22 protein-coding genes, 3 tRNA genes and 1 other RNA gene are annotated in these 26,518 nt (G+C 65.1%); 11 read left to right on the forward strand and 15 right to left on the reverse strand.

The window, feature by feature from the left end; translation table 11 throughout:
- Position 1 precedes the first annotated feature (1 nt).
- The 3 genes from TNMX_RS04325 (at position 2) to phnE (ending at position 3,310) form a co-directional block, all read left to right on the forward strand.
- A complete protein-coding gene (locus tag TNMX_RS04325) occupies positions 2-877 on the forward strand; it encodes a phosphate/phosphite/phosphonate ABC transporter substrate-binding protein (protein WP_028493746.1) in 876 nt (291 codons plus the stop codon).
- A 61-nt stretch (positions 878-938) separates the two neighbouring features.
- Positions 939-1,688, forward strand: coding sequence for a phosphonate ABC transporter ATP-binding protein (gene phnC, locus TNMX_RS04330; RefSeq protein WP_038029982.1), 750 nt, complete (start codon positions 939-941; stop codon positions 1,686-1,688).
- Positions 1,685-3,310 carry a phosphonate ABC transporter, permease protein PhnE gene (phnE, locus tag TNMX_RS04335; RefSeq protein ID WP_038029882.1) on the forward strand — a complete coding sequence of 542 codons (1,626 nt, stop codon included), beginning with the start codon at positions 1,685-1,687 and terminating at the stop codon, positions 3,308-3,310. The genes phnC and phnE overlap by 4 nt, the downstream gene beginning before the upstream one ends.
- A 44-nt stretch (positions 3,311-3,354) precedes the next feature.
- Here the strand turns inward: phnE and TNMX_RS13470 are convergent, their stop codons facing one another.
- A complete protein-coding gene (locus tag TNMX_RS13470; RefSeq protein ID WP_256378171.1) occupies positions 3,355-3,477 on the reverse strand; it encodes a hypothetical protein in 123 nt (40 codons plus the stop codon).
- A gap of 65 nt (positions 3,478-3,542) precedes the next feature.
- Entirely contained in the window at positions 3,543-4,226 is a 684-nt protein-coding gene (locus TNMX_RS04340; protein ID WP_038029884.1) for a hypothetical protein, read from the reverse strand.
- A gap of 44 nt (positions 4,227-4,270) precedes the next feature.
- Between TNMX_RS04340 and TNMX_RS04345 the strand changes: the two genes are divergently transcribed.
- Positions 4,271-5,518, forward strand: a complete 1,248-nt coding sequence (locus tag TNMX_RS04345) for a replication-associated recombination protein A (protein ID WP_038029886.1) — start codon at positions 4,271-4,273, stop codon at positions 5,516-5,518.
- Here TNMX_RS04345 and TNMX_RS04350 read toward each other — a convergent pair.
- The 3 genes from TNMX_RS04350 to TNMX_RS04360 all read right to left on the reverse strand — a co-directional run bounded on the left by TNMX_RS04350 (position 5,496) and on the right by TNMX_RS04360 (position 7,474).
- Positions 5,496-5,999 (reverse strand): hypothetical protein, encoded by a 504-nt coding sequence (locus TNMX_RS04350; protein ID WP_038029889.1) that lies wholly within the window; start codon positions 5,997-5,999, stop codon positions 5,496-5,498. The two genes, TNMX_RS04345 and TNMX_RS04350, sit on opposite strands and share 23 nt — an antisense overlap.
- A gap of 11 nt (positions 6,000-6,010) precedes the next feature.
- On the reverse strand, positions 6,011-6,532 hold the full coding sequence (locus TNMX_RS04355) for a hypothetical protein (RefSeq protein WP_038029892.1): 522 nt from the start codon (positions 6,530-6,532) through the stop codon (positions 6,011-6,013).
- Positions 6,533-6,688: 156 nt separating this feature from the next.
- Positions 6,689-7,474 (reverse strand): carbohydrate ABC transporter permease, encoded by a 786-nt coding sequence (locus TNMX_RS04360; protein ID WP_038029895.1) that lies wholly within the window; start codon positions 7,472-7,474, stop codon positions 6,689-6,691.
- Positions 7,475-7,518: 44 nt separating this feature from the next.
- On the opposite strand from TNMX_RS04360, the gene TNMX_RS04365 reads away from it, so the two are divergent.
- Positions 7,519-8,721, forward strand: a complete 1,203-nt coding sequence (locus TNMX_RS04365; protein ID WP_038029897.1) for a CaiB/BaiF CoA-transferase family protein — start codon at positions 7,519-7,521, stop codon at positions 8,719-8,721.
- A gap of 85 nt (positions 8,722-8,806) precedes the next feature.
- On the opposite strand, the gene ffs is transcribed toward TNMX_RS04365, so the two are convergent.
- Positions 8,807-8,907, reverse strand: an RNA gene (gene ffs, locus TNMX_RS12565) — signal recognition particle sRNA small type.
- A 19-nt stretch (positions 8,908-8,926) separates the two neighbouring features.
- Between ffs and TNMX_RS04370 the strand changes: the two genes are divergently transcribed.
- Positions 8,927-9,805 (forward strand): ABC transporter ATP-binding protein, encoded by an 879-nt coding sequence (locus TNMX_RS04370; protein ID WP_038029900.1) that lies wholly within the window; start codon positions 8,927-8,929, stop codon positions 9,803-9,805.
- Entirely contained in the window at positions 9,798-10,568 is a 771-nt protein-coding gene (locus TNMX_RS04375; RefSeq protein WP_038029903.1) for an ABC transporter permease, read from the forward strand. The genes TNMX_RS04370 and TNMX_RS04375 overlap by 8 nt, the downstream gene beginning before the upstream one ends.
- Here TNMX_RS04375 and TNMX_RS04380 read toward each other — a convergent pair.
- The gene (locus tag TNMX_RS04380) at positions 10,565-11,653 is read right to left on the reverse strand and encodes an aminopeptidase (RefSeq protein WP_038029904.1); all 1,089 of its coding nucleotides are present in this window, start codon (positions 11,651-11,653) and stop codon (positions 10,565-10,567) included. The two genes, TNMX_RS04375 and TNMX_RS04380, sit on opposite strands and share 4 nt — an antisense overlap.
- A 20-nt stretch (positions 11,654-11,673) precedes the next feature.
- Between TNMX_RS04380 and TNMX_RS04385 the strand changes: the two genes are divergently transcribed.
- Positions 11,674-12,789 carry an E3 binding domain-containing protein gene (locus tag TNMX_RS04385; RefSeq protein WP_038029907.1) on the forward strand — a complete coding sequence of 372 codons (1,116 nt, stop codon included), beginning with the start codon at positions 11,674-11,676 and terminating at the stop codon, positions 12,787-12,789.
- On the opposite strand, the gene uvrB is transcribed toward TNMX_RS04385, so the two are convergent.
- Positions 12,786-14,786, reverse strand: coding sequence for an excinuclease ABC subunit UvrB (uvrB, locus tag TNMX_RS04390; RefSeq protein ID WP_038029910.1), 2,001 nt, complete (start codon positions 14,784-14,786; stop codon positions 12,786-12,788). The two genes, TNMX_RS04385 and uvrB, sit on opposite strands and share 4 nt — an antisense overlap.
- Before the next feature lie 59 nt (positions 14,787-14,845).
- Positions 14,846-17,554, reverse strand: coding sequence for an S-layer homology domain-containing protein (locus tag TNMX_RS04395; protein ID WP_038029912.1), 2,709 nt, complete (start codon positions 17,552-17,554; stop codon positions 14,846-14,848).
- A gap of 485 nt (positions 17,555-18,039) precedes the next feature.
- Here TNMX_RS04395 and glmS point away from each other — a divergent pair, with 485 nt between their 5' ends.
- Positions 18,040-19,854, forward strand: coding sequence for a glutamine--fructose-6-phosphate transaminase (isomerizing) (gene glmS / locus TNMX_RS04400; protein ID WP_038029914.1), 1,815 nt, complete (start codon positions 18,040-18,042; stop codon positions 19,852-19,854).
- Between the two features lies 1 nt (position 19,855).
- Here glmS and TNMX_RS04405 read toward each other — a convergent pair whose 3' ends face one another.
- From TNMX_RS04405 to TNMX_RS04430, 6 genes are all read right to left on the reverse strand, one after another.
- On the reverse strand, positions 19,856-21,460 hold the full coding sequence (locus TNMX_RS04405) for an HD domain-containing phosphohydrolase (RefSeq protein WP_038029916.1): 1,605 nt from the start codon (positions 21,458-21,460) through the stop codon (positions 19,856-19,858).
- A 13-nt stretch (positions 21,461-21,473) separates the two neighbouring features.
- Entirely contained in the window at positions 21,474-22,709 is a 1,236-nt protein-coding gene (locus tag TNMX_RS04410; RefSeq protein ID WP_038029919.1) for a DUF4127 family protein, read from the reverse strand.
- An 11-nt stretch (positions 22,710-22,720) separates the two neighbouring features.
- Entirely contained in the window at positions 22,721-23,698 is a 978-nt protein-coding gene (trxB, locus tag TNMX_RS04415; protein ID WP_038029922.1) for a thioredoxin-disulfide reductase, read from the reverse strand.
- Positions 23,699-23,831: 133 nt separating this feature from the next.
- Positions 23,832-23,907: transfer RNA gene (locus tag TNMX_RS04420), tRNA-Glu, on the reverse strand.
- A gap of 21 nt (positions 23,908-23,928) precedes the next feature.
- A tRNA-Glu gene (locus TNMX_RS04425) sits at positions 23,929-24,003 on the reverse strand.
- A 6-nt stretch (positions 24,004-24,009) separates the two neighbouring features.
- A tRNA-Gln gene (locus tag TNMX_RS04430) sits at positions 24,010-24,083 on the reverse strand.
- Between the two features lie 78 nt (positions 24,084-24,161).
- Between TNMX_RS04430 and TNMX_RS04435 the strand changes: the two genes are divergently transcribed.
- Together TNMX_RS04435 and TNMX_RS04440 are read left to right on the forward strand one after the other, a co-directional pair.
- Positions 24,162-24,773, forward strand: a complete 612-nt coding sequence (locus tag TNMX_RS04435; RefSeq protein WP_253269368.1) for a hypothetical protein — start codon at positions 24,162-24,164, stop codon at positions 24,771-24,773.
- On the forward strand, positions 24,770-26,491 hold the full coding sequence (locus tag TNMX_RS04440; RefSeq protein ID WP_038029926.1) for a hypothetical protein: 1,722 nt from the start codon (positions 24,770-24,772) through the stop codon (positions 26,489-26,491). The genes TNMX_RS04435 and TNMX_RS04440 overlap by 4 nt, the downstream gene beginning before the upstream one ends.
- The last annotated feature ends 27 nt before the right edge of the window (positions 26,492-26,518 follow it).

Below are 26,518 nucleotides of genomic sequence, written 5' to 3' on the forward strand. Positions count from 1 at the left end.
TGTGAAACGTTTCATGCTTTTCCTTTTGGCCCTTCTGGGCCTTGGCCTGGGTCTTGCCCAGGCCCCGGTAAAGGTGCGCATCGGCTTTAACCCCACCCAGAACTCCGACCAGCTCAAGGCGGCCGCCCAGGCCATCGCGGATTACATCGAGAAGGAGTTCAGGGGGACGGTGGAGGTGGAGATCTTCGTCCCCACCGAGTACCGCGGCCTCATCGAGGCCATGAGGGCGGGGAAGCTGGAGTTCGCCTTCTTCCCCCCCGACGGCTACGTGCTGGCCCACCGGGAAGCGGGGGCGGAGGTCCTCCTCAAGTCGGTGCGGAACGGCAGCCCCTACTACTGGTCGGCCATCATCGTGCGCAAGGACTCGGGGATCAAGAAGATCGAGGACCTCGAGGGCAAGACCATCGCCTGGGTAGACCCCCTCTCCGCCGCCGGCTACGTCTTCCCCCGGGCAGCTCTGGTGAGCCGGGGCATCAACCCCGACACCTTCTTCGCCAAGCAGGTCTTCGCCGGCAAGCACGACGCTGCTGTGCTGGCGGTCCTCAACAAGTCCGTGGACGCCGCCGCCACCTTCGCCAACGACGACAAGAACAAGTCCGGGGCCTGGACCCAGTTCCTAAAACCCGAGGAGGCACGGCAGATCACCGCCATCTTCTACTCCAAGCCCATCCCCGGCGACACCTTCTCTGTGGCCAAGGACTTCCTCAGCAAGTACCCCAACCTGGCCAAGGGAATCGCCGCCGCCATCCAGCGTTGCCAGGCGCCCAAATGCACCCTGCTCCAAAACCTCTACCGCATCGACTACATGGTCCCGGCCAAGGATAGCGATTACGACGTGGTGCGTGAGGCCCGGCGCATCTCCGGCCAGGATAAGTGAGGCCTTGACCCTCCGGGCCCCCAGGACCCCCTGGGGGCCTTTTTGGGGAAGCCGAGGAAACATGATCACGGTCAAGAACCTGAGCAAGGTCTTTCCCGACGGGACCCGGGCGCTTTCGGAGGTGAACGTCTCCATACCCCAGGGCGACTTCGTGGCCATCATCGGCCTCTCGGGTGCGGGGAAGAGCACCTTTTTGCGCACCTTAAACCGCCTGGTGGAGCCCACCACCGGCGAGGTGTGGGTGGGAGGGGTGGAGGTGACCAGGCTTTCTCGCAAGGAGCTCCAGGCCTTCCGCCGGAAGGTGGGCTTCATCTTCCAGCAGTTCAACCTGGTGCAGCGCCTCACCGTCCTGGAAAACGTGCTTCACGGGCGCCTGGGCTACCTGCCCACGTGGAAGGGGCTTCTTGGGCTCTACCGGGAGGAGGATACCGCCATCGCCCTGGAGCAGATTCGTCGGGTAGGGCTTCAGGGAAAGGAGCAGGCCCGGGCCGACCAGCTTTCCGGGGGCCAGCAACAGCGGGTGGCCATCGCCCGCGCCTTGGCCCAGGAACCCCAGCTGATCCTGGCGGACGAACCCATGGCCAGCCTGGACCCCAGGCTTTCCGACGTGATCCTGGGCATCCTCAAGGAGTACAACCAGGAAAAAGGGGTGACGGTCCTGGTGAACATCCACGTGCTGGAACTGGCCCGGCGCTACGCCCGGCGCATTCTGGCCTTCAACCGGGGAAGGCTGGTCTTTGACGGTCCGGTGGAGGCCCTGACCCTCGAGGTGGAGCGGATGGTCTACGCAGGCAACCTGGAGGCTCTATGAACGTGGCGGTTTTCCTGCTGGGTCTGGCACTGGCGGGCCTCCTCGGCCTGGGCCGGGGTTCCATGCGCCGCTACCTGGTGGCTGCGGCCTTGGGTCTCCTGGTGGCCACCCCCACCTTCCCGGTGGTGGAGGCCGTGGGATACCTTTCCCGGGAAACCCTGGGGCCCACCCTCCTGGCCCTCCTCCCCATGGCCCCCCACCTAGCCCTGGTTCTCTTAGGAGCCCTTTTGGCCTTGCTCCTAGCCCACTTCGGCGGGCGGGCCGCAGGTGTCGGAGGCGTGCTGGGTGGGGGCTTGGCTCTTGCAAGCCTTCTGGTCTTCCTCCAGGGCCCTGCCCACCTGGTGCGGCTTAAACCCCTCCCGGGGCTTATGGAGGGGGTGGTGGCCCTAAGCCTCCTGGTTCCCTTCGTGCTCCTGGCCGTCTGGCGCAGGAAACAGGCTGGGCTTTGGCTACCCTTGGGGGTGGCCCTGGCCCTTTCCACCTTCGCCTGGCTCAACTCCCCCCAGGCCCACACCTACTTTCCCCGGATGGAGGGCTACTACAAGCTCATCCTTCCCGCCGAGCCCGGGACCGAAGAAAAGCTGGTGGCGGCATACAACCAGGGCCTGGAGGAGCTAAACCGGGTGCGGGAAGAAATCGGGCTTCCCCCCTTAAAGCCCATCCGGGACCTCACGGGCCTCAACGAGGGGCGCCTGCCCCAGGAGGTGGCCCAGGCAGGCTACCGGCTCCTGCAACCCCAGTCCACCGCCTACGGGAACGTGGCCCTTCTCCTCTTCCTGGGGGTGATGATGGGCTCGGGGATCTGGCTTCTTTTCCGACCTAAGCTGGCGCAACCCGATGACCTCCGCACGGGCCTGGTCCTGGCCCTGGTGGCCGCCAGCGTCTTTCCCGCCTTTGACGCCACCGAGTTTGACCTGGGCAAACTGGTCAAAGGCTGGCCCTTCCTGGTGAACTTCCTGGACCGGGCCTGGCCCCCCAATCTGGCCCAACCCCAAAGCGGCATCTACCCGCTCCAGAGCGTGGCCAGCGAGATGCTCCTGACCCTGGAAATCGCCCTGGTGGGCACCCTGCTGGCCGCCTTATTCGCACTGCCCACCAGCTTCCTCGCCGCCCGCAACCTCACCTTCCAGAACCCCCTGCTCCGCGTTCTCTTCTATCTGATGCGGGGCTTTTACAACGTGGACCGGGGGGTGGACACCTTGATCCTGGCCCTGATCCTGGTGGCGGCGGTGGGCCTGGGCCCCTTCGCCGGGGTGCTGGCCATGGCCATCCACTCCATCGCCGATCTGGGCAAGCTTTACTCCGAAGCCATAGAGAACGTGGATAAAGGACCCATCGAGGCTTTGGAGAGCGTGGGGGCCAGCGGGAGCAATGTGCTCCGCTGGGCTATTCTGCCCCAGGTGCTTCCCCTTTTCGTGTCCTATACCCTGTACCGCTTTGAGATCAACTTCCGGGTGTCCATCGTCCTGGGCTTGGTGGGGGCCGGGGGGATTGGCTTTTTCATCAAGGGTGCCATGGATGCGGGCCACTACGACCAGATGGTGATCGGCATCATCGCCATCGTCATCGTGGTGAACCTGATCGACTTTGCCTCCAGCTGGCTGCGAAGCCGCCTGGTGTAGAAAAAATCGGGTCCCACGGGACCCGGTTTGGGCTTTCTTCCCGTCTACTCCTCTTCCCGCTCCCCGTAGGTTTCCAGGGCTTCCTGCCACGCCTGGCTGATCTCCTTGGCCTGCTCCATCTTGACCTCCCTGAGCCTAAGGGTAAGGGGCGGGAGGGGCAGGCGCATCAAGGTAAAGAAAAAACCCGTACACCCTGGGGTCGGTGTAGCCTCTACCACCTACACCAAAACGCTCAGGACTGGAGAAGGGCCTCGGCCTCGAGGCGGGCCAGCACGCTTTCCAGGCTCCCCCCTTGCCAGCGCTCCACGGCGTAGGCGGAAAGGGGAAACCGCTCCTTAAGCCTTCGCACCAGCCCCGCCGCATCCTCAGGCCGGCTTCCCTGGAGAACCAGAAGATACCCTCCCGCCAGGCGGAAGGCCAAGTCCCCCCGGCGAAGCTCCGCCTGAAGCCGCTCGGGAGGAGCGGAGGTGGAAAGGTACACCAGCACCAGAGGGCGCCTAAGGGCCAACCCCTCCAAGGCCCCGGCCAGGCGCAGGAGGTCCTCCCGGGTCCCCACCTCCTCGAGGGCCGGCAAAAGGGGAGCCTCCCTGCCAGTGCCCAGGAAGAAGGCCAGGCCCAAGGCCAAGGCCCCCAGAATCCCCCCAAGGGCCGTGTAACCCGAACCCCCCAACCCCGCGAAGGCCAGGGTGCTTTCCAAGGCCAGCTGGAACGCCAGGAGGCCAAGGCCCAGCACCAGGAAGAACTGCACGGAAAAGGCCACGGGGAACCGGGAGTACAGGCTTCCCGCCGCCGCCAGCAAAAGGGCGGCAAGGAGAAGGCCAAGCCCCCGCTCCACCTGGCCCAGGGGTTCGGCCAAGGCCAGGGGTGCAAGCCCCAAAAGGAAGAGGCCCCAGGGCAGGAGGAAAAGCCAGCGCATGCTCCTTCCAAGCCTACCATGCCTCCCCTTATCCTGGCCTTAGCATGAGGGGGATGGAGCCCCTAGCCGAGCGCCTCAGGCCCCGTTCCCTGGACGAGGTCCTGGGCCAGCCCCACCTCACGGGGCCCCAAGGGCTTTTAAGGCGGATGCTGGAGGCGAAAAGGCTTTCCTCCATGGTCCTCTTCGGCCCCCCGGGCACGGGCAAGACCACCCTGGCCCAGATCCTGGCGGAAGGGGTGGGCAAGCCCTTCCTAAGGCTTTCCGCGGTGGAGGCTGGGGTTAAGGAGGTAAGGGCGGTGGTGGAAAGAGCCCGGAGGGAAGGGGGCCTGGTCCTCTTCCTGGACGAGGTGCACCGCTTCAACCGCACCCAGCAGGACGCCCTCCTGCCCCACCTGGAGTCCGGCCTCCTCACCCTGATCGGGGCCACCGCGGAAAACCCCGCCTTTGAGCTCACCCCCGCCCTCCGCTCCCGCCTCCGCTTCTTTCCCCTAAGGCCCCTTTCCGAGGAGGACCTCCTCGCCCTCCTCAAGAAGGCCCTCACGGACCCCAGGGGCCTCCCGGGGACCCCTTTTGAGGAGGAAGCCCTCCGCCTCCTGGCCCAGGCTGCCGGAGGCGATGCCCGCTTTGCCCTCAACACCCTGGAACTGGCCGCCTCCTTGGGCCGGGTGGACGCCAGCAGCGTGAAGGAGGCCCTGGGAGCGGAACGCTTCGCCATGGACCGGGAAGGAGACCAGTTTTACGACCTGGTCTCCGCCCTTCACAAAAGCCTCAGGGGAAGCCACGTGGACGCAAGCCTCTACTATCTGGCCAGGCTTCTTAAGGCCGGGGCCGACCCCCTTTACCTGGCCCGGCGCCTCATCCGGGTGGCGGTGGAGGATGTGGGCCTCGCCGATCCCCTGGCCCTGCGCCTGGCGGTGGCGGCCAAGGAGGCCTACGAGGCCCTGGGAAGCCCCGAAGGAGAGCTGGCCCTGGTGGAGGCCACGGTCTACCTGGCCTTGGCCCCCAAGTCCAACAGCCTTTACACCGCCTGGAAGAAGGCGGAAGAGGCCGCAGGAGCCCACCCCCACGCCCCCGTCCCCCTGAACCTCAGGAACGCCCCCACCGGCCTGCAACGGGCCCTGGGCCACGGCAAGGGGTATGCCTACTACCACGAGGACAAGGAGGGCAGCTTCGCCCAACGATACCTGCCGGAGGGACTAGAAGACCTCCTCCTCTTTGAGGCCACGGGGGAAGGCTGGGAAGAACGGGTGCGGGAAAGGCTCAAAGCCCTTAGGGAGCGGTTCCGAAGGTGAGGCCCAAGGCCAGGTAGGGGCCTGGGTAGCCCGCCTCCAGGACCCAACCCTCTCCCCAGTAACCCAGGCTCACCTGGAAAGCCAGGTCGGAGCGATCCCCATACGCCAGCGCATGAAGGCGAGGGGAAACGTAGAAACGATCCACGCCCATAATCAAGCCCACGTCCAGATCGCGAAACGCTACAGACCCCCGAGATGTTAGCAGAAGGCTGAGGCCGCCATCCAGGCTAAGCCCCGGGGCCAGCTTAAGCTTTCCCCCCACCCTTGGGCTCCCTTGAACGGAGAGGTTATACTCCCAAAAGCCATTCCCTCCCGCATAGCCCAAGTACGGCACGGCCCAGACCGGGTACTGGCCCTGGGAGCTTGGGAAAACACTGCCTCCCACGGTGAAGACATGCCCCTGCACCGGCTCCGGCGAACGAAGCACAGCGATGGGCGCGCACCCTGCCAAAAGAAGGGCCAGAACCACCAGGGCCCGCATCCTTTAACCTCCTAGAAACGCGCTGCTGCGGAAACAACCAGCATCAACCCTCCTTGCTGGCCGCTGAAGAGGATGCTTCCCTCCCCTAAAAACCCCTCCCCGGCGTAGCCCAGGGTGGCCTGGTAGAGCAACCCCGCCACGCTGGTATTCTGGGACTGGAATCCTATCCAGTGTACCCGGGGAGAGAGGTAGACGTCCCCCAGGCCCACGAGGAGCCCGGCATCCAGGGCCAAGGGCACTCCACCCCCTCCCAGCAGGAGAGGCAGGGTCAGGCCCATATCCAGGGAGAACCCCGGAGCCAGGGCGTGCTTGATCCCCGCCCTGAAGCCCATCTGGACGGAAAAGTTGTACTCGGTCTGGCCATCCCCCTGGGCGTACGCGGCATAGGGGATGAACCCCACCCCTCCCTCCACCCCCACCGCGCTCAGGCCAAAGGCCAGGCTCCTCCCGGAAACAGGCTCCGGGGTGCGCAACACCGCCACCGGCAGACAACCGGCCAACACCAAGGCCATGGCCGCCAAGAAAACCCGCATGGCTTCACCCCCTTAGCCTTGAATATAACACTCGGGGGCCCCGTGCACAGATCTTTCAAGCCCCGCAGCGAAGCCCAGTCGGGACGGAAAAGAACCCGGCAGGAAGCCTTCCTCAGGGGAAGCCGGGAGGAGTTCTCCACCCCACCAGAGCCTTGCTCACCCCTTAAGCCCTTCCTCAAAGGTGGCCACCACCCGCCTCTCAAAGACAAGGTAGAGCAAAGCGATGGGAAGGACGGAGAAAAGGGCGGCGGCGGAAAGGAGGCCCCAGTCGGTGGGGTACTTGCGTTGCAGGTCCGTAAGCCAGGTCTGCAAGGTCCAGAACCTGGGGTCGGAAACCATCACCCTGGGGTAGAGCACCAGGTTCCAGTGGGCGGCGAAGGCCAGCACCCCAGCCGCCACCAGGGTGGGGCGCACCAAGGGGAAAAGGATGCCGAAAAGCAGCACCCGGTGCCCCGCTCCATCGAGTCTGGCGGCTTCCAAAAGCTCCTCCGGCACCGCCCGCATGGCCTGGTAGACCAGGTAGATGACGAAGGGGCTTGCGGCGAAGGGCAAGGCCAAGGCCAAGGCGGTATCCAGGAGGGAAAGCCCTTTGAGGATGCCGTACAGGGGCACCAGGAGGAGTTCTGCGGGTATGGCCATAAGCACCAGGTAAAAGGGTAGAAGCCCAAGCCCCGCCCTTAAGGCGTAGGCGGCCAAAAGGGCGGTGAAGAGCTGAAGGAGCACCACCCCCGAGGAAAGCCCCAGGGAGAAGAAGAGCCGGCCCCAAAAGCCCTCCTTGGCCAGGCCCTGGACGTTTTCCAGGCTAAAGCCCACCTTGGAGAAGAGCTCCCCCGAGTACACCGCCTCCTTGGGCATGAAGGCGGCGTAGGCCATCCAGAGAAAGGGAAGGAGGACGAAAAACAAGGCCAAAAAGATCAGAAGATGCCCCAAAGCCCGGCCCACGTGCCCAATATACCCCACAGGGGCCTGGGCCTTAAGATGCTCCCATGCAACCTCTTTCCGGCATCCAGGTGCTGGACCTCTCCCGGGTGCTGGCGGGGCCCCTTTGCACCATGATCCTGGCCGACCTGGGGGCGGAGGTGATCAAGGTGGAGCCCCCTTGGGGGGATGAGACCCGGGGCTGGGGACCCCCTTTCGTGAAGGGGGAAAGCGCCTATTTCCTCTCCGTGAACCGGGGTAAGAAGAGCCTGGCCTTGGACCTCAAGACCCTCGAGGGCCAGGAGGTGGTGCGCAGGCTAGCCCAAAGGGCCGATGTCCTGGTGGAAAACTTCAAAACCGGGGACCTGAGGCGCTACGGCCTGGACTATGAAAGCCTGAGGGAGCTTAACCCCCGCCTGGTCTACCTCTCCATCACCGGCTTCGGCCACACGGGACCCAGGGCCCAGGAACCCGGGTACGATGCCGCCTTGCAGGGCTACACCGGCATCATGTCCGTCACCGGGGAGCCGGAAGGCCCTCCCATGAAGGTGGGGGTGGCCTGGATCGACGTGATGACGGGGATGATGGGGGCGGTGGCGGTGCTTTCCGCCCTCTACGAGCGGGAAAAAAGCGGCCTGGGCCAGCACATCGACCTTTCCCTCTTTGACGTGGGCCTCTTCGCCCTGGCCAACCTGGGGGAAAGCTACCTCCTCACGGGCAAACCCCCCAAACGCCTGGGCAACGCCCACGCCCAGATCGTGCCCTACGGGGCCTTTCCCGCGGCGGACGGCTGGCTGGTTTTGGCGGTGGGGAACGACGAGCAGTTCGCCAGGCTCTGCCAGGTCCTGGACCTGCCGGACCTCCTGGCGCGGTTTTCCACCAACGCAAAGAGGGTGGAGGCAAGAAAGGAGGTGGTGGAGGCGATTTCCCAGGTGCTCAAGACCCAACCCCGTGCCCACTGGCTGGAAAGGTTCAGGGAGAAGGGCATCCCCGCCGCCCCGGTGAACGACCTGGCCGAAGCCTTCCAAGACCCCCAGGCCCAGGCCCGGGGGGCCATCTGGACCCTTCCCCACCCCCTCTTGGAAGCCCTGCCCACCCTGGCGAACCCCTTGCGCTTCCTGTCCCGCACCCCGGCAAGCCCCTCCCTGCCCCCGCCCCTCCTCGGGGAGCACACGGAGGCGGTGCTGAGGGAGGCAGGCTATACGCCGGAGGAGGTGGCCCGGCTTGTGGAAAAGGGGGTGGTCCGCATCCAGGCCAAGGAAAGGCGGTGAGAAAAATCCTCGTCCCCAAGGCCCTTTTTGCTCCTGGGTCCGCTATTCATGGGTTCTTTTGGCCTGTGGATAACCTTGTGGATAACTGCCCCCGGCGCCCCAGCGGCACCCGACCCGTGGCGCTTAGGGCTGCTTCCTTCCGGACCTGACCCGGTTCACGCCCGGACCGTCGCGCTGGACCGGGGGCTTGGGTAGTATAGCACCCATGGAAGCCCTAAGGCTAGAGGGCCTGGGCAAGCGCTACGGGCGCAAGCCCATCCTGGAGAAGATAAGCTTCTCCGTGCACCCCGGGGAAGTCTACGCCCTGGCGGGACCCAACGGCTCGGGGAAGACCACCCTTATCCGCCTGGTCACCGGCCTGGCCTTTCCCAGCGAGGGAAGGGCCCTCCTCCTGGGGGAGGATGTGCACCAAAACCCCCAGGCCCGGCGCCACCTGGGGGCGGTGGTGGAGGCTCCGGCCGCCTTCTATCCCTACCTCACGGGCCGGGAGAACCTCAGGATGCGGGCCTACCTGGCCGGGGTGAAGGAGGAAGGCCGAATCACGGAGGTACTGGCTCGCTTAAGGCTCCTCGCCGTGGCCGACCAGAAGGTGGGAAGCTACTCCCTGGGGCAACGCCAGCGCCTGGGCCTGGCGGCAGCCATCCTGCACCGGCCCAGGGTCCTGGTCCTGGACGAACCCACCAGTGGCCTGGACCTCGAGGGGGTGGAGCTGGTCCATAGCCTCTTGCAGGAGATGGCCCGGGAGGGAGTGGCTGTGCTCCTTTCCACCCACCACCTCGAGGAGGTGAGCCAGTACGCCCACAAGGTGGGGATCCTGGGAGGAGGGAGACTTCTGGACGAGGTGGTCCCCGAGGGGCGGAAAGCCTACCGCCTCGAGGCCGAGCCCCTGGAAGGCGCCCTGGCCCTCCTGAAGACCCTGCCCCAGGTGGCCTCGGCCAGGATCCAAGGGCAGGCCATCCTCTTTGAGGGTGAGGCGGAGGCCGCCTTAGGAGCCCTCCTCAGGGAAGGGTACCGGGTGAAGGCCCTCCATCCCCAAGGCTTTGATCTGAGGCTCTACTACCAGGAAAGGGTGAAGCATGCTTAGGCTTCTGGCCTTTGAGCTCTACAAGCTCTTCCGCCTGCGCTCGGTGCAGCTTGGGCTTCTGGCCGCCTTCCTTCTTCCCTTCCTGTGGGCCCTGGCCCCGGGGCTTAAGGAAGTGTACGGCCTGGTCCTGGCCTCGGGCTGGCAGGTGGTTTCCCTAAGCCTGATGGCGGGGATGGAGTTCCTCTTTCCCTTTCTGGTGGTCATGGCGGCCAGCGAGTCCCTGGGAAGCGAGGTGGCCCAAGGCACCTTGAAAAGCCTCCTCCTCCACCCCCTCCCCCGGACCCGGCTGATCCTGGCCAAGCTCCTCTCTGCCCTCCTCTACCCCTTCGTCCTTTTGGGGGCGAGCTTCCTGGGAAGCCTCCTGGCAGGCCTGCCCCACGGGCTAGGAGGGTTCTACGGGGGCACGGGGCTTGGGGCAGGCGGGTTCGCCGGGGTAGGTTTCCTGAGCACCCAAGAGGCCCTTGGCCAGCTCCTTTCCGCCCACCTCCTGGCGGGGATCGTCCTCTTACCCCTCGCCGCCTTGGCCCTCCTCTACGCCACGGTCTTCCTCTCCACCACGGCAAGCGCCCTGGCGGCGGTGGCCACCCTGCTTCTCATGCGCCTCCTGGTGGCCTTCCCCGCCCTTACCCCCTTCCTCCTCACCACCTACCTGGACCTCCACTTAAGGCCCAGCGCGGCGGGGCTCGGCCTGCCCCTCCTCCTCATCTACACCCTGGGCTTCACCTTCCTGGCAGCCTTGGTTTTTGAACGCAAGGACCTCTAGAAGGGATGGGGTTCAGAAACGCCCACGAAGCGCCCTCGCTCCACCAGGGGTTCGCCGTCCAAAAGAAGGCTTCCTTCCCTTAGGGAAAGCACCAGGTCCCAGTGCAGGGCGCTTGGGTTCTTCCCGCCGGTTTCCGGGTAGCTCCGGCCCAGGGCCAGGTGCACGGTGCCCCCCATCTTCTCGTCCAGGAGGATGAGGCCGGTGGGCCGGGTGAGGCCAAAGTTGGTGCCGATCCCTATCTCGCCAAGCCGCCTGGCTCCCTCATCCGTGGCCAGGGCCGCAAGCAGGTACTCCTCCCCCACCTCCGCCCGGGCCTCCACCACCTCGCCCCCTTTAAAGCGCAGGTAAACCCCCTCCACCCGCCTGCCCCCCACGAAGGCGGGAAGGTTGAAGCGCACCTCCCCCTCGGCGGAATCCTCGAGGGGCCCGGTGAACACCTCCCCCGAGGGCATGTTGCGCCGGCCGTCGGAGTTGATCCACCTCCTCCCCGCCACGGAAAGCCTGAGGTCCGTGCCCGGGGCCTGGATGCGAAGCTCCCTGCCCTGGGAAAGCCTCCCGATCAAGGCCTCCTGAAAGCGGGAAAGGGCCCGCCAGGCGCCCACCGGGTCCTCCCGGTCCAGGAATAACGCCCCTTTAAGGTACTCCCGGAACTCCTCCGTCCCCATCCCCGCCCCCACCGCATACCCCACCGTGGGGTAGAGGGTGAGGGTCCAGCGCTTGTTCAGGCGGAGCTCGGCCAGGGGCCGCCAGGCCCGCTGGTGCTTTAGGGAAAGGCCGGGGTCCAGGGAGGCTCCCTCCAGGGGGTTTTCCGCGGAAAGGATGCGCAGGAACTTGTCCGCTTTCTCATAAAGAGCGCGCTCCACCTCCGGTATCCTCTCCAACCAAGCCCCCCCGTAGAGGAGGAAGTCCCGCCCTTCCCCGGGGTAGCCTATGCGGAAGACAGGGTAGGCCCCCCTCTGCAAAAGGAGGCGCTTCAGGTGGGGCAAAAGCGGCAAGGCCGGGGTCTCCGCCTCCACCAGGATGGTATCGCCAGCCTGGGCCTCGAGGCAGTAGTCCACCAGAAGCCGGGCAAAGGAAACGTCCACCCTGTTATCATAGGACCAAGATGGCAGAACCCAAGATCACGCCCTTAGCCCGGCGCCTGGCCGAGGAAAACGGCATTGACTGGCGCAGGCTCCAGGGCACCGGCCCCGAGGGCACCATCGTGGAGCGGGATATCCTGGCCTTCCTGGCCAAGGTGATGGCGGGGGAGGTGGACCTGCCCCCCATGCCGGAAGAGGCCCCGCCCCTGCCCCCGGAAGAGGAGTTGAAGCGGGTCCAGGCAGTCCTGGACCGGGAAGGGGTGGACCTGGAGGACGTCCTCCCCACCCCCCCCAAGGCCCCCACCCTGGCGGTGGAAGAGGTGGCGGAAGAGGAGCTGGACCTCGAGCCCGCCCTCCTGGAGGACCTGGACCTAGACCTGGAGGAGGACCTCCTCCTGGCCGAGGAACCCGCCCGGGAAGACCAAGCCCCTTCCCTCTCCGGGCTGGAGGAAGAGGAAACCCTCCTCCCCGAGCCCGTGGAGGAGGAACTTGAGGAGCTCCTTCTTCCCGCCGAGGAGGAAACGCTTTCCCCCGAACCGGAGGAGCTGGAGCTGGAGGAAGACCTCCTCCTCGGCGAAACCCAGGAAGCTCCTTCTCCCGAACCTCTAGAGGCCCTGGAGGAAGCGCTCCCTGCCCCGGAACCTCCGGCCCCGGCTACCCCCATCCCTCCGCCCAGCCCGGCCCCGGGCCTCACCACCGCCCCGGCTCCTGCTCCCTTCCTCTTGCGGGTGCAGCGCCTGCGGTTTGACCCCGGGAGGCTGGAGGCAGCCCTGGAAGCCTTCCACCAGGCCCACGGGGTGCCCCATAACCCCCTTCCCTTCCTGCTGAAGGCGGCGGAGAAGGCCCTGGCGGAGCTGGAGCTTCCCCTAAGGCCCCTCCTGGGCCAGGTGGCAGGGGAGGCGGTGCGGGGTGTAAGGCCCATGAGCGGTTTCCTCGCCCTCTTCCGCCAGCAGGAGGGGGAGGAAGGGGAGGGGCTTCTTTGCTTCGCGGGGGAGGAGGAAGTGCACTCCGGTCGTCCAAGCCTTTTCCTCTCCCAGGAGGGGGTGCTTGCCGCCTCGGGCCTCGAGGCCCCCATCGCCCGGAAGCTTTTGGAACGGGTGGCCCTTTACCTGGAAAACCCCGTGCTGCTTCTGGCCTAGTGCCGCCTGCGCCGCTTCCGGCCTCCTGGCAGGGTTTCTGGGGGCGTGAGGCCTTGCAGGCGGGCTTCCAAAGCTCGTAGCTCATCCCTTAGCCTCGCCGCCCGCTCAAAGTCCAAGGCCTCTGCCGCCTGCCACATGGCAAGCTCCAGCTCGGCAATCCGCTCCTTCAGGTCCTCCCCCTCCCAGGCTTCCGCAGGAGCCTTCTCCCCGTACTCCTCGGGGCGGATGATGGCCCTAACCTCCTTGCGCACGGTCTCCGGGACGATGCCGTGCTCCTGGTTGTAGGCCTCCTGCAGGGCCCTTCTCCGGTTGGTCTCCCGGATGGCCCTCTCCATGGCCTCGGAGATGGTATCGGCGTAAAGCCACACCTCCCCCTTGGCGTTCCTGGCCGCCCGGCCAATGGTCTGGATGAGGCTTCGCTCGCTCCTCAGGAAGCCCGTCTTGTCGGCATCCAGGATGGCCACCAGGGAAACCTCGGGGATGTCCAGCCCCTCCCTCAGGAGGTTAATCCCCACCAAAGCGTCAAAGTGCCCCAGGCGCAGGTCCCGGATCAGGGCCTGGCGCTCAAAGGCATCCAGCTCGTGGTGCATGTAGCGGGCCCGTATCCCGTGCTCCTGCAAGAAGGCGGTAAGCTCCTCCGCCATGCGCACGGTTAAGACGGTGACCAGGGTCCTTTCCCCCCTCTTCGCCCGCTCCCGGATCCCCTCCATGAGGTCCAGGATCTGGTTCTCCGTGGGCTTCACCACCACCAGGGGATCCAGAAGCCCCGTGGGGCGGATGATCTGCTCCACGATGCGCCCGGAGTGCTGAAGCTCAAAGGGCCCCGGGGTGGCGGAAACGAAGACCACCTGGGACACCCTCTCCAAAAACTCCTCAAAGCGAAGGGGGCGGTTGTCCAAGGCGCTCGGCAGGCGGAAGCCATAGTCCACCAGGGTCTTCTTGCGCACATAGTCCCCCCGGTACATCCCCTGAAGCTGGGGCACGGTCACGTGGGACTCGTCCAGGAAGACCAGGAAGTCCTCGGGGAAGTAGTCGAGAAGGGTATAGGGAGGCTCCCCCGGGGCCTTGCCGGTGAAGTAGCGGGCGTAGTTCTCCACCCCCGGGCAGGTGCCCATGACCCTAAGCATCTCCAGGTCGTAAAGCGTGCGCTCCTTGAGGCGCTCTGCGTATAGGACCTCGCCCCTTTCCTCAAAGTAGCGGACCCTTTCCCAGAGTTCCTTTTCTATTTCCTTCAGGATCTCCTCAAGCCCTTCCGGGCTTAGGTAGTGGGTGGCGGGGAAGAGGACGAATCCGGGAAGCTCCCTGAGCCTTTCCCCGGTGACGGGGTGGACCTGGGTGATGCGCTCCACCTCGTCCCCAAAGAGCTCCACCCGGATGGGCTCGGTCTCGTAGGCGGGAAAGATCTCCAAGACCTCCCCCCTGGCCCGGAACCGGCCCGGGGAGAGGTCGATGTCGTTTCGCTGGTACCCAAGCTCCAAAAGCCTTTCCAAAAGCGCCTCCCGCGGGTAAACCGCCCCCCGCTCCACCACCAGGTTCCGCTCCCTGTACTCCCGGGGGTCGCCGAGGCCGTAGATGGCGGAAACCGAGGCCACCACCACCACGTCCTTGCGGGTTAAGAGGCTACGGGTGGTGGAGTGCCTCAGGCGCTCGATCTCGGGGTTGATGCTGGCGTCCTTCTCGATGTAGAGGTCCTTCCCCGGCACGTAGGCCTCGGGCTGGTAGTAGTCGTAGTAGCTGATGAAGTACTCCACGGCGTTTTCCGGGAAGAGCTCCCTGAACTCCGCGGCCAGCTGGGCCGCCAGGATCTTGTTGGGAGCCAGCACCAAAGCAGGCCTTCCCATGGCCTCGATTACCTTGGCCATGGTCACCGTCTTCCCCGTCCCCGTGGCCCCGAGGAGGGTGACGAAGCGCTCCCCATCCCTCAAGGCCTCCAAAAGCTCCCGGATGGCCTTGGGCTGGTCCCCCTTGGGAGTGGGCCCCTGGTAGCGGAAGGGCATACCTCCACCATAGCAAAGGCCCCCGCCCTTCGGGCGGGGGCCCTGGGACCCAGGGGGCGCTAGAAGTTCACCTTGTAGCTGATCTTGAAGCCCCGGCCGTACTCAGGGTTACCGTTGTTATCCACCACGAAGTCCGCGTAGGACATAACAAGGTCCCAGTAGCTCCAGCTCAGATAGAAGCCGGTAACGCTGCCGTTCACACCGGAAGCATTCACCCTGTCATCGTAGAGATGGTCTACACTGGGATCCCAGGCCTTCTCCGCGTTACCCACGAGGATGGCGTTCACGTTGCTGGCAGTGTAGGAGCCGTACTTAGCCTCAAAGCTGGAGTTGGGGAAGAGGAACTCGTTGAGCTTGAGGCCCACGGCGTACTTAGCTTCTGCGTTATCCGCAGTGCCACCATCCGTGCTACGGGCCACGTACTCCCCGAAGAGGCTGGGCTTCAAGGGAATGGCCAGGGCCTCGGTCTCAGCCTTCACCCCGTACTTGATGGTGGTGTAGCTGCTCGCCGGAGCACCAGCCACATCCTGGCTGTGGTAACGCCCAAGGAGCGTGGCCTTCAGGATGCCCAAGGAAAGGGAGAAGTCCCCGTACACAGCGATATCGGTCCTGGCCCCAGGGGCAAACTGCGGCCGTACATCGTAAGAAGCGGTGAGGTTCAAGCCCTTGATCAAAGCGCCTTCGGCCTTGCCGTCATGGCTCAGCTTGGCACCGTACTGGGTATAGTCGCTACCGGAGGAAACGTAGCTGTTGCTGGCAGCAGTTTCCTTTGCGGCGCTGTCATTCGGAGTGCCGTCGTTACCTGCATCGACCACCCGGTAGTAGCCGCTCAGGCTGAAGGCGCCGAACTTCAAGCCAGCCTCCGCCCCATACGCGGTGCGGGCTCCTGTACCGGTGTAGGTGTCGTAGAAGCCACCCAGGGTAATGGCGCCCAGGGACACGGTAGCCTTGGCCCCATAGCCCTGCTGGTCGGCATGGAAGGGAGCAGCGTTGGCACTGTTGGCGGGATCGGCATCGTAAGAGAGCATGTTGGCAAAGGTCACGCCGGCCCCGATGCTCCGGTAGTTCCCCTCCACCGTAATCGGGCCCACACCAGCTTTGGCCTTCACGTAGTAGCCGTTGGCGTTGGCTGCCGCATCAGAGGAGAAGTACTCACCGGAAAGGGCCACCGAGCCCAGAGCCAGATCAGCCCCTACCCCGTAGACGGTAACGGGCATGCCTCCGCCACCCAGGATGTCAGTGCCCTGCTGCACCACAGCACCCCTGAGGGAGAAACCCTGCATGGGAGAAAGGGCTAGGCCCGCACCCCGGGCGTAAAGATTATCCCCGTTGGCTCCAAGCTTAGAAGCGTATACACCCGTGACAGTAGCCCCCAGAACACCAGGCTTGTAGGTGGCCACCAAACCGTGGCCGTAGCTTACGCCGTCGTTGTCAAAGACGTACTCGCTGAACTTGGTCTTGACGGAACGGCCGAAGGAGAAGGATAAGGACTGATCCTTGGCTACAGCCAAGGTAGTGGCGACCGTGTCCACCACAAGATTGGGCCCGGCTGTGGCATTCGAGCCACCAGACGGGTTCGTCCAGCTACCCGTAATGCTGAACTGCACCAGGCCGGGGTAAGCGTTATACCCACCGGGGCTAGACTTGGCATCAAGAGCATTGGTCTTAAGGGTGAGGCTGAGGGTAGCTGTAGTTTCGCCCTCGGCGTTCTTACCCAGATCTGCTTCATCCACCACGAGCCCGTTACCGTTGCCATCACCCGTGGAGAAGTTGGAGGAGAACACCCTGTCGATATCGAAATTGTTGTTTGCGCCACCCGACCCGGCAAAGGCCCCAAAGCCCAAGCTCAGGCTCCCGCTGATGGTGAAGGCGTTCCGCTCCAGCTTGGACACTTTGCCGGAGAGATCACCCACGGTGCCCTCGAGCTTGGACACCTTCTCGGAGAGGCCCACCAGGTCGGAGCGGAGGGCAGCGGCGAACTCCTGCACCGCGGCCACGTCCTCCTTGGAGGCAAACTGCTCAAAGTCAATCCCCTGCAGGTCAGCCAGGCCCTTCTCCAGGGCGGTCACCCGGTCCTGCAGGGAGAGGACATCCTGGTTGAGGAGGACGGCCAGCTCGTTAAGGGCCTGGATGGCCTGGGCGTTGGCCTCCACCTGGGTCTGGAGGGAAGCCAGGTCGCCCTTCACCCCTTCCACATCCTGGGCCAAGGCATCCAGCTGCTCGGCCAGCTGCTGGGCCTGGGCTAGGGCGGTATCGGCGGCGATGGAGGCCGCCTCCACCCGGTCGGCCAGGTCCTGAAGCGCAGCAGCGTCCATGCCAGGCTCAGGGGCAGGCTGGGCCTTGAGCTCCTGGATCATGGCCTCGAGGCGGGCGATGTCCTCCTTGGTGGCGGCGCTATCCTCCAGGGCCGAGACCCGCACACCCAAGGCAGCCAGCTCTGCGGCCAGCTCCTGCACGGCGTTCTTCAGGGCCTCGAGGTCCTCGGAGGACATGGCCTGCATGGTGGGGGACTCACCCTTGGCCTTGAGCTCCCCCTCAATCTGCTGCAGGAGGCGGTAGATGATGAGGGCCGCCTGGTAGCGGGTGAGGGACTCGTTACCCCGGAAGGTGCCATCGGGGAAGCCAATGACAAGCCCCTTGGCCGCCAAGGCCTCCACCGCCTCCTTGGCCCAGTGGCCGGCGGGCACGTCGGAGAACTGGGCTAGACCGAAGCCCATGGAGAGCACGGTCAAAAGCCCCGCCAGTAGCATGACTAGCCTTTTCTTCATACTTCCTTACACCCCCTTTAGGGTTTCGGAAGCTCCGCTTTGGGCGAGTTGCCGCGTTTCCTCCCCAAAGGGTGCCTTCCGGGACGCAAGACTTGGCTTCTAAGAAAGAACTTTCACCTTGCGTCCGCTGGTATCATAAAAGCCTCACCCAGACCTTGTCAAGCCTTTTGGCCTTAAGGTTTTGCTATACTCCGCCGAAGGAGGGAGGTGGGAGGAAGCAAAAAGCCGGCAAGCCAAAGGCAGGAGGAAGGCGGGAAGCGCAGGGGGCCGAAAAGGCCTGACGAGGTGGCGGACCCCGAGAATGGGGATAACCGGCCAAGACCGGGAAAGATCGAGGAATCCGCGGATGCCGCCCGGGGTGTGCCCGCCCCGCCCGCCTGAGAAAAGCCCCAAGGGAAAGCCCTCTGGAGGGACAACCGCGGGGCAGGGCGAAAGGATGGGAGGTTCTGGGTGGCCAAGCGCCTGGCCACCCCCAAGGACGCTATATGTGTGGGATCGTAGGCTATATCGGTTTTCGCAACGCCACCGATGTGCTCATAGATGGCCTTAGGAGGTTAGAGTACCGGGGGTACGACTCCGCCGGGGTAGCGGTGCGGACCCCGGAGGGGCTTAAGGTGGTGAAGCGCTCGGGGAAGCTTTCCGCCCTGGAAAGGGCTCTTAAAGAGGAGCACCTGGAAGGCCCCTTGGGGGTAGGCCATACCCGCTGGGCCACCCATGGTGCCCCCACCGACCCCAACGCCCACCCCCATACCACGGAGGACGGCACCATCGCCGTGATCCATAACGGCATCATTGAAAACTACCTGGAGCTTAAGGAGGCCCTAAGGGCGCGGGGGCACCGCTTCGCCTCGGATACCGACAGCGAGGTCCTGGCCCATCTGATAGAGGAAAAGTACCAGGGCGACCTCTTTGAGGCCTTTAGGGAGGCCCTTAAGGAGGTGCGGGGGGCCTATGCGGTGGTGGCGGTTCACAAGGACCACCAGGAGCTGGTGGCCGCCCGCACGGTGAGCCCGCTGGTCATCGGCCTGGGGGAGGGGGAGAACTTTCTAGCCTCGGACGTGCCCGCCCTCCTTCCCTACACCCGCCGGGTCATCTTCCTGCACGACGGGGACCTGGCCCGCATCACCCGGGAGGAAGTGGTGGTCACGGACCTCGAGGGCCATCCCCTACCCCGGGAGGTGGTGGAGATTGACTGGACCCTCGAGGCCGCTGAGAAAGGAGGCTTCCCCCACTACATGCTCAAGGAAATCTACGAGCAACCCTGGGTGCTGGAAAACACCCTAGGGGGGCGCCTCAGGGAGGAGGAAGGGGATGTGGAGCTCGGCCTTGGCCTCGACCCCCTGGCCATCGACCGCATCCACGTGATCGCCTGCGGCACCGCCGCCTACGCCGGCTGGTACGGCAAGTACCTCCTGGAAGCCCTGGCCCGCATCCCCACGGAGTGGGACGTGGCCAGCGAGTACCGCTACCGGGACCCCGTGGTGGACTCTAAAACCCTGGCCATCGCCATCAGCCAGTCGGGGGAAACCATAGACACCCTGGAGGGCCTACGGGAAGCCAAGGCCAAGGGGGCCAGGACCCTGGGGGTCATCAACGCCAAGGGCTCCAGCATCACCCGGGAGGTGGAGGACGTCCTCTACATCCACGCGGGCCCCGAGATCGGGGTGGCCTCCACCAAGGCCTACATCGCCATGCTTTCCGCCATGGCCATGCTGGCCATCCACTTTGGCCGAAGGAGGGGAATCCTCAGCAAGGAAGAAGCCCAGGTCCTCCTGAAGGAGATGCGCAAGCTTCCCCGGTTGGTGGAGGAAGTCCTAGAAAAACGTCCCCTCATCGCCCACCTGGCGGAGAAGTACCACCAGGCCCAGGACTTCCTCTTCCTGGGTCGGCACGTGCAGGCCCCCACGGCTTATGAGGGTGCCCTGAAGCTCAAGGAGATCAGCTACATCCATGCGGAGGCCTACCCCGCCGGGGAGATGAAGCACGGGCCCATCGCCCTGATCGACGAGCACCTGCCGGTGGTGGTCCTGGCCACCCGGGGGCCCCTTTACGAGAAGACCCTGTCCAACATCCAGGAGGTGCGGGCGAGGGGCGGCAAGGTGATCGCCATCGCCACCGAGGGGGATGGAGAGATCGGGAAACTGGCCCAGGATGTGTTCCCCGTGCCGGAGGTCCACCCCCTTCTGGCCCCCATCGTGAGCGTGGTGCCCCTGCAGCTTCTGGCCTACGAGATCGCCGTCCTGCTGGGGCGGGACGTGGACCAGCCCAGGAACCTGGCCAAGAGCGTCACCGTGGAGTAGGCTAGCGGGCTAGGTCCAAAAACACCGCCACCAGCTTGGGGTCCAGGCTCCTTCCAGCCTGGGCCCCAAGTTCCTTCTGGGCTTCCTCGGGGGTCCAGGACCGCTTGTAGGGCCGCTCGGAAAGGAGGGCGTCGTACACATCCGCCACCGCAAAGATGCGGGCCTCGAGGGGGATTTCCTCCCCCTTTAGCCCCTTGGGGTAGCCCGAGCCATCCCAGCGCTCATGGTGGTAAAGAACCACGTTTAAGGTGGTTTTTGGAAGAAACGGCAGATTCTTGAGGATATCCAGGCCCACCTCAGGATGGGTCCTCACCACCCGCCACTCCTCGGCCTGCAAGACCGCAGGCTTGCGGAGGATCCTGTCGGGCAGGGCCAGCTTGCCCAGATCGTGGAAGTAGGCTCCCAAGCGAAGGCCCTCCAGGTCGGGAAACCCCACGGCCCTTCCCAGCCGCAAGGAAAGTTCCGCCACCCGCTCGGTGTGCCCCTTGGTTTCCAGGTCCCGGTACTCGAGGGCCCGGGCCAAGGCCCTTAGGGCTGCTTCCCGGGTCCGGCTCAGGGTGTCCAGGTGGGAAAGGCGCTCCAAGGCTTCCTCCAGCCTGCCCGCCACCATCCGCAACACCCCTTCATCCTCAGGACGGTAGGGAACGGGTTTCCCAAAGGAACCCAGGGCCAAAACCCCATACCGCCTGCCCTCGGGCTTAAGGGGCACCAGGAGGGCGGAGCGAAGCCCGCTTTCCGCATAGAGCCCCAGGGCCTTGGGAAAGCGGGCGTAGTCCTCCACATACACTGGCCCCTCCCACAATCTGGGGTGGCCTAGAAGCCCCTCACCAAAATGAATAGGATGCTCCTCGTAAAGCCGGGGAAAGCCCTCAGGGTACCGCCCCGCTATCACCGCAGGCCGCACCGTTCCCTCCTGGAACAGGTAAAGGGCCCCGGCGTGGTAAGGGGTGAGGCGAAGAAGGGTTTCCAGGGCTTCCTTGGCCATGGACAGGGGATCGCGGGCTGCCTCCAGGGCCAGGGAAAGCTCAAGAAGCGCCTGGGCCCGGGAGGCCTCAGCCTTGGCCCGCTCCAAGGCCTCTATGCGGCCCAAGACCAAACCCGCCGCCTCCGCCAGGGCCTGGATCCAAAACTCCTCTTCGGGGAGGATCTCCCCCACGCCCCCGGCGGTGTCCATGGAAAGCACGCCAAAAGCCTTTCCTTCCGCATTCCGCAAGGGTACGCCCAAATAGACTCCGGGCTGGGGCCTGCCGGAAAGAAAGATGACCCGAGGATCCTGGGTCACATCCGCCAGGTAGAGGGGCTCCCCCTTCTCCAGCACCACCCAGGAGACGCCCTTTCCCCGGGGAAGCCTGAGGCCCACCTTGTCCTGGCTTAGGCCGGCGGCCGCCACCAGCTCGAGGGCATCCTCCTGGGGACGGTAGAGGAAGAGGAGAACGGAAACCGCCCGGGTGGCCCCCTTGGCGGTTTCCACCATGGTCCGGTACACTTCCTCCGGCCGCTCCAGGGGAGCCAAAAGACGCCAGGCCTCAGCCAAGGCCTGAAGGCGCCTTAGCTCCCGCGCCTCGAGGCTTACGCCATCTAGCCCTTCGGGCTGACCAGGGGTCATAACGCCCTTCACTTTACCAGGTAGGCCGGGCCCTGCCCCCAAACTCAAGGGAAAGAGTCGTCAAACCCAAGCGAGCCTCGGCCTCAAAAGATCGCTCCCAGGGGAAGCGCAGGCCCTCGAGGTCCCCCCGGTACCCTTCCAGCTCCAGGTACGGCCAAAGGGCCGCCACCTCCTGGGCCTCCACGGGCAAGGGCTCAGGGAAGCGAGCCCGCACCCAAGGGCGGCCCACCTCCCCCCACCAGTAGGCGAAGTAGGCCTCGGCCAGGCGCCTAAGCCGCCCCTCTGGGTCCTTCAGGAAAAGCCCCCCCTGGGCCAGGGCGCTTCCCAGGTTGTTGGCTGGGGTACCCCAGGAGGCGTAGGAGGCAAGGCGAGGGTAAAGCCCAAGGCCCACCAGGTAGGCCATGAGGCCAGGATCCCCCCGGTTCACCCGGGAAAGATCCGCCAGGGCCACGGGAAAACGGGGCATGAGGCGAAGCAGGTCGTGGGTGGCCTTTCTGGGATTCCGGCCCCCGTACACGTAAAGGACCAGGTCGGGCCCCTCTTCCAGGGAAACCCTTTGGGCAAGGGCGCTCTGGAGGAGCCCCATCACCGTATCCCGTAAGGGAATCCCCTCATAAGGGGTGACGCGTTCCGCCAAGGCTTCGTCCTCGTAAACCACCGCCACCTTTAGGCCTGGTCTCAACGCCCTTAAGAGCAGGACCTGTCCTGCCTCGTCCGCCCCGGGCCGGCTGGGGTAGGGAAGGGCCCTGGCTTCTCTGGGGGCGGGGGAGTTGCGCAGGGCATCGTCCCAAACTGCCTCCAGATAAACCCCGGGAAGCCCTGGCCAGGAGGCCAAGGCCTCGAGGACCGCCAGGTTTCTCTGCCGCTGGGTGGCGTCCCAACGGGGCACCACCCCGAAAAGGAGAAGTTCCCCTCCGTAGCGGACTTTCCAGGAGAGCAAAGGGCCAAGCCGGGCTAGGGCATCCTCCGCCGGCAGGGCCAGGTGGCGGCTTTGGAGAAGCCCGCCGTAGGCCAGGGCATCCAGGCTGGCCACCAGCTTTTCCCCCGGGCTCGCCAAAAGCCAGGCCCTTAAGGCGGCAAGATCGGCCCCCTCAGGCCCCCGGTAGACCTCCCGGGGAGGGCAGGCCACCCGCTCCCAGGCGCATGGGCCCCAGTTGGGAGGACGGTCGTCCAGGGGCAGGTAAAGGATGGGGGCCTGGGCCAGGCCCAAACCCCAAAGAAAAAGCCCCAAAAGCCCCAGGCCCCGCACCCTACCCGACCCTAGGGTTTTACCTTCTCATGGGCCTCCGCCAGGTAGCGCTCCGCCATCATGGCCGCCCGGGTGCCCGCCCCCACGCTGGTGGTGAGCTGCCGATAGATGGGGTCGGCCACATCCCCAGCGGCGAAGATCCCCGGCACCGAGGTGAACACCTCATCCCGCACCGCCATGTAGCCATCGGGCCTCAGCTCCACCACCCCCTTGAGGAAGGCGGTGTTGGGCTCGTGGCCGATGAAGACGAAGACTCCATCCGTGGGGTAGACGTATTCCTCCCCCGTCTTCAGGTTCTTAAGGCGCACCCCCGTTACCTGATCCTCCCCCAGGACCTCGGTGACGATATGGGAGAAGAGGAAGTGCATCTTGGGGTTCTGGAAGGCCCGGGCCTGGGCCACCTTGTTGGCCCTCAGCTCGTCCCGGCGGTGGATGAGGGTTACCTTGCGGGCGAACTTGGTGAGGAAAAGGCCTTCCTCCACCGCCGCATCCCCACCCCCCACCACCACCACCTCCTTATCGCGGTAGAAGAAGCCGTCGCAGGTGGCGCAGGTGGATACCCCCCGGCCATAGAACTTCTCCTCCCCGGGCACCCCGAGTTTCCTGGGATTGGCCCCGGTGGCGATGATGACCGCGCGCCCGAAGTAGGAGCGCTCAAACCCCCGCACCAGGAAACCCCCGTCCTGGGCCTCGAGGCCCAGCACCTCGTCCATGACGATCCTGGCCCCGAACTTCTCCGCCTGCTGGACCATGCGGCTGGCCAGCTCCGGCCCGGAGATGCCCTCGGGGAAACCGGGGTAGTTCTCCACCTCGTCGGTCTGGGCGATCTGCCCTCCGGGCAGGCCCTTTTCCAGGATGACGGTCTTCAGCTGGGCCCGTCCGGCGTAAATCCCCGCGGTGAGGCCCGCAGGCCCGCCGCCGATGATGACCACGTCGTACCGCTCCTCCTTTTCCCCGCTTCCCGCAAGCCCCGTGAGGGTGAACTCCATGGATCCCTCCTCCTTCGTCCAGGTTACACCCCCCACATACCTAGTGGGGGTATAGCCCACCCAGTTTCCCCCAGGCCCGGGGCATCCGTCAAGGGAAATCTGGACCGGGCATAAAGGCAATCCGAGCCGCATCTGGTGACCCCAGGGGGATTCGAACCCCCGTCTCGGCCTTGAGAGGGCCGTGTCCTAGGCCTCTAGACGATGGGGCCGCGCGCGGCTCGGACTGCTTCTGGTGACCCCAGGGGGACTCGAACCCCCGCCGCCGCCTTGAAAGGGCGGTGACCTAACCACTAGTCGATGGGGCCAGGTTTTGGCTGGGGTGCGTGGACTCGAACCACGACCGGCGGATCCAGAGTCCGCTGTCCTGCCGTTAGACGACACCCCAGCGGCTTTTGCCCGATCCCTCGGGCAGAGGTTATGGTACACTCTGAAGGGCAGATTGGCAAGCCCCAGGGTGCCCTCTATGGCGGTGAACGAGGAAAGCCTTTTGGAAGTTCTGAGCCGGTATGTTTCCCCCCGGGCTGCGGAAAACCTGCTGAGGCGGGCCTTGGCCCAGAGGAGGCCCACCTCGCCAGGGGAGTGGGCGCACCTTCTAGAGGAAACCCTCTGGCCTGAGCTCCGCCGCCTCCTGCCCTTCCGGGAAATGCCCCCCGAGCTTAAGGCCCTGGCCCGGGAATGGAGGGAGCTCGCCGCTTCCCAGGTGGCGGAAGCCGAGGCCACCGAAACCGGGGAAGAAGAGCTACCCGTGGAGGCTGTGGACCTCGAGGATCCCTTGGCCCGCCAGCACCTGGCCAAAAGGCTTGCCCGCCTGGAGGGGGTGACGGGGGTGGTGGTGGCGGGTAAAAACGGCAAGGAGGAGCTTTTTTCCGGGGAGCCCGTCCCCTTGGACCTGGCCTACCCCCTTCTCAGGCGCCAGGGATATGGGGTCTTCTACGCCATTTTGGAGAGGGAAATCGTGGCCTTAAGACCCCTGGCCCAGGGATACATCGGCCTTCTCGCCAGAAAGGAAGCCAACATCGGCCGCCTCCTTCACGCCTTGAGGCGGCTCATATCCCTAGCGGAGGTCAGCGGATGAAACGATGGTTAGCCCTAGCCTGGTTCCTCGGCCTTCTGGCCTTGGCCGCCCCCCTGCCCCAGGTTTACGACCGCCTGGAGGAAGCCCTAAGGCAGGTGCGCCTGGAAAACCCCACCCAGGCCCTTGCCGCCCTGGACCGGGCGCAAAGCCTTCTGCGCCAGGAAAGCAAGGGGCTTCCCCCCGTGTTGCGCGACGCCACTCTGTTGCACCTGCAGGATGCCCGGCAGGCGGTGCTTAGGCAAAGCCGGGTGGACCTCGAGGCCCGTCTCCTCCTGGTGCGCCACCTGCTGGGTAAGGCCCTTTACGATGGTTTCTTCCAGGCTCCCGCTGGCCAAAAAGCCCCTTACCTCACCCGCCTGGTCCGGGCCACCGGTCTACCCCAGTCTCTGGCCCAGGGAGCGGAAAACCTGGCGCCCGAAGAAGCCCAGCGCAGGCTGGAAGCCGGCTACCTGCAACTCATGACCGAGGACCTGGGCCAGGCTCTTTCCGCCAGCTCCCGACCCCAGGCCTACCTGGCCCTGGCCCGAGCCTACGCCCGCTTTTTGGTGATCCAGGATAGCCCCCAAAGCACCCTTAAAGCCCAGGACTTCATCCAGGCGCTGGGCAAGGTTTCCAGCGGGGAGGACTTCCGACCCTCGGTAAGGGATTTGCAGGAAAAGACCCTGGCCTGGCGGAAGCATCTGCAAACCCTGGCGGCGCCTTCCCCTATGGCTACGTCCGCACCTCCACCCGCTTCAGCCCAATCCCCTACGGGTTCCCCTGCAGGGAAACCCTCCACCACGCCTCCAGCGGCTTCCCCGCCCTCCCCCCCTGCCCCTTCATCCGGTCAAGTATCCCCGGCAGAAAGCCCCCTTCCCCAGGAGATCCGGGAGGAAGTCAGCCTCCTTCGCCTGGATCCTCAGGCCGCTACCCGCATAGGCGAGACTTTGCAACGCCTGGCCATCCCCAGTCTGATCAACTGGCTGGACCTTCTGGACGAGGTGCGCAGTAGCCTCGCCCAGGCCCAGCTTTATACCGAAGCGGGCCAGTACAACCGAGCCCGGGCTCAACTGAGCTATGCCTATAGCCGTTTTCGCCTGAAGGTCTATCCGGTGGTGGGAGCCTACGCCCCTGAGCTGGCCGAACGTGCCGACCGTCTCTTTTTGGCCATGCAAAACGCAGTGGGCTTGCGCACGGTAGACTTCACCGTTCTTCTGGGCGAGATTCAGGAAATCGAAGAACGCCTTCTGGGAAGTTCCCTGGGTCCTTGGCACACCCTGCAGGTCCAACTTCAGCTTTTCCTCCTAGGTATTCCCCGGGCCATTCTGTTCCTCCTCGCATCGGCCCTGGCCTTCTTCCCCCTTTATTTGGGTTGGATCACCTTCAGCGGCAGAAATGTGTACTGGACGCTTCTGGGACTAGCCTTCCTCTTCCTAGCTCTCCCCATTTTGGCGGAAGGGCTTTCCTACACGGGTTCCATCCTGGCGGAGTACGGGGGCTTGCCCATCCTGGGCCTTTTGGCCAACCTCTCCATTGCCCAAGGCTTGGTGCCTTACCTGGCCTGGGGAATCTCCGCCTTCCTCGTTGTTGCCTTCGCCGGGGCCGGCCTCAGGGGCATCGCCGCCCAGTTCGGCCTTCTCAAAGAGCGGGGGCGGGAGGTAATCGCCACCCAAGACCAAAGGCCATCCGCCACCACCCTCACCAGCGAAACCATCGTGGAGTGGGACGAGGAGTTTTAAGGCCCCAACCCGGCTAAACCAGGTTGG

Origin of the sequence: Thermus sp. NMX2.A1, from assembly GCF_000511705.1 — a bacterium.
GTDB classification, from domain to species: domain Bacteria; phylum Deinococcota; class Deinococci; order Deinococcales; family Thermaceae; genus Thermus; species Thermus scotoductus.